The following is a 2,179-nucleotide window of genomic DNA, read 5'->3' as shown; positions in this document are numbered from 1 at the left end:
GACGCGGTCCCCCTCGCGCAACCCAAGGTCGGCGACGGCTGCCGCGTAGGCGGGGCCGTCATCGGGGAACCGGCTGTCCCAGTCGGCGGCCCGGGCGGTGAAGAATTCCTGGACATGTGTGTGGTCGTCGCTCATGCTCCGCATGATTCCGTACCACCGCCCGGCCTTCGCGGGCGCCGGTCACGCCTCCGCGGCTCAGGCCGCGAGATCCCTTACCGCCACCACATTGTCGATGCTGACGCGCACGAGGAGTTCGCCCGGTACGCCGTTGCGGGCGCCGTACTCCTCGGCGTTGTCCTCGCCCACGTAGCGGGCCGCGATCCGGGTGGCCCACTGACGGAGTTCGGCCAGATCCTCCGACACCTCGGCCTCGCCGTTCAGGACCACGAAGTGGAACGGCGGACGGTCGTCGTCCACGCACAGGGCGACCCGGCCGTCACGGGTCAGATTGCGCCCCTTCACGGTGTCCTTGCCGGTGGTGAGCACCAGGTCGTCCCCGTCGAGGAGAAACCAGACCGGGGCCACATGGGGGCTCCCATCGGCGCGAACGGTGGACAGTTTGCCGGTGCGGGTGCCGTCCGAGACGAACGCCCGCCATTCCTCATCGGTCATCTTCTCTGCCATGCGCCCATCCTGCTTGCCCGTACGCCGGTCGTGGGGAAGGCTGGCGGAGGGTTCCTCCAGCCAGGGGGAGACATCACACGGGGAGAGGGACATGGCGCAGAACCAGGGCCTCGGCTGGCTCCTGGACGATCTGACCGAGCGGGTGGACCACGTCCGCCACTCGCTGGTCCTGTCGAACGACGGGCTGGTCACCGCGGCGAGCACGGGCCTACGCCGTGAGGACGCCGAGCATCTGGCCGCCGTGGCGTCCGGACTGCACAGCCTGGCCAAGGGCTCGGGACGACACTTCGGCGCGGGCAGGGTGCGCCAGACGATGATCGAGTACGACGATGCCGTGCTGTTCGTGACCGCGGCCGGCACCGGCAGCTGTTTGTGCGTACTCACCGGGGCGGAGGCCGACATCGGTCAGATCGCCTACGAGATGACCCTGCTCGTCAACCGGGTCGGCGAACACCTCGGCATCGATGCCAGGCAACCCGAGCGAACTCGCAAAGCGGACGCCTGACCTGCGAGTTTCATCACCCCCGTGGAGTTATCCACAGGCCCGGAACGAGTCGGCGAAGAACCGGCTACGGTGGGTGCACGGCGAACGCACAGGGCGTGAGCCAAGGACTCCACGGGGGAGCACGACCATGTCGGCCGACCTTTTCCACCCCACCCGTCCCGACACCTGCAAGCCGAGCCACGCCGCGCGCGAACTGGGGCTCGGACGAGGCGACTTCGAGCGCGCCGTGCAACTCGGCTGCATCCGGACCGTGCCCGACGAGGGCGGGGGAGGGGGCCGCCGGGTGGAACGCGCGGAGATCGAGCGCGTCCGCGCCCAGGACGGTTTCCCCGAGTCCCTCCTGGACCGGGTGCGGGTCGTGGGGACGGCGGAGGGGGCCGCCCTCATGGAGATCCCGGCCGGCCGGTTCAGCCGGCTCGCCCGCTTGGGCCTGCTCGTGCCCGTCGCGTTCTACCTCAACCGCTACCGAGCCGTGGTCTGGCTGTACCTGGTGGAGGAACTACGCCAGTTCGCGGCCGAAGCGGACAACGCGCGCCTGCTCAAGGGGCGTACGCCCGAGGCACTGCGCGGCCGGCTGGCGGCGGGAGCCGACCTGCGGGCACGCAACTGGCGCGGACGCCATCTCGGACTCCTGCTCCGGCGGGCCGAGGGCCCCTGGGAGCGCGCCGGGGCGGTGGCCGCCTTCCTCACGCCCGTCGATGTCGCGGACATCGTGAAGGACCCGTACGAGCGGGCGCACCTGAACCGGTTCCGGTCCACGCCACCCGGGTACGGTGTCCCCGGATCACCCGCCACGCACACAGCCGAGCAGATCACGACGGCGCAGGACGCGGACGAGATCGGCTGGCTGCGCAGCGAGCTGGCACGCCTGGTCGAGGAGGCCCGCGGTGTCTCACCCGTCGCGCGCCCGGCCGCCCGCCGTGTCCCACCGGTGATCCGCGCCGTGCCACGGCCCATCCCGCCGATGGCCCGTACGGTGACGGGAGCCGTGGAGGAGCAGCGGAGGTTGCCGCGGCCGTCGTCGTCCCCGGGACCGGAAAGCTCCTCCTC

3 protein-coding genes and 1 pseudogene are annotated in these 2,179 nt (G+C 71.1%); 2 read left to right on the top strand and 2 right to left on the bottom strand.

What is annotated here, in order from left to right:
* Together H5J33_RS38010 and H5J33_RS32215 are read right to left on the bottom strand one after the other, a co-directional pair.
* Nucleotides 1-135 (bottom strand): annotated as a pseudogene (locus tag H5J33_RS38010) (SAM-dependent methyltransferase); the annotation flags it as partial.
* A 60-nt stretch (nt 136-195) separates the two neighbouring features.
* Entirely contained in the window at nt 196-624 is a 429-nt protein-coding gene (locus H5J33_RS32215; RefSeq protein WP_181798268.1) for a PPOX class F420-dependent oxidoreductase, read from the bottom strand.
* Nucleotides 625-715: 91 nt separating this feature from the next.
* Here H5J33_RS32215 and H5J33_RS32210 point away from each other — a divergent pair, with 91 nt between their 5' ends.
* Together H5J33_RS32210 and H5J33_RS32205 are read left to right on the top strand one after the other, a co-directional pair.
* On the top strand, nt 716-1,129 hold the full coding sequence (locus tag H5J33_RS32210) for a roadblock/LC7 domain-containing protein (protein WP_030775293.1): 414 nt from the start codon (nt 716-718) through the stop codon (nt 1,127-1,129).
* 127 nt (nt 1,130-1,256) lie between these two features.
* On the top strand, nt 1,257-2,179 hold a 923-nt coding region (locus H5J33_RS32205), incomplete at its 3' end, for a DUF6397 family protein (protein ID WP_220212954.1).

Origin of the sequence: Streptomyces sp. WELS2 (assembly GCF_013870595.1) — a bacterium.
Taxonomy (GTDB): Bacteria; Actinomycetota; Actinomycetes; order Streptomycetales; family Streptomycetaceae; genus Streptomyces.
The sequence above is the reverse complement of the archived record's forward strand: the minus strand, read 5'-3'. Positions and strand labels throughout refer to the sequence as shown.

Coding starts and splice junctions, on each gene's coding strand:
- H5J33_RS32215 (WP_181798268.1), bottom strand. CDS start 624: ATGGCAGAGAAGATGACCGATGAGGAATGGCGGGCGTTCGTCTCGGAC.
- H5J33_RS32210 (WP_030775293.1), top strand. CDS start 716: ATGGCGCAGAACCAGGGCCTCGGCTGGCTCCTGGACGATCTGACCGAG.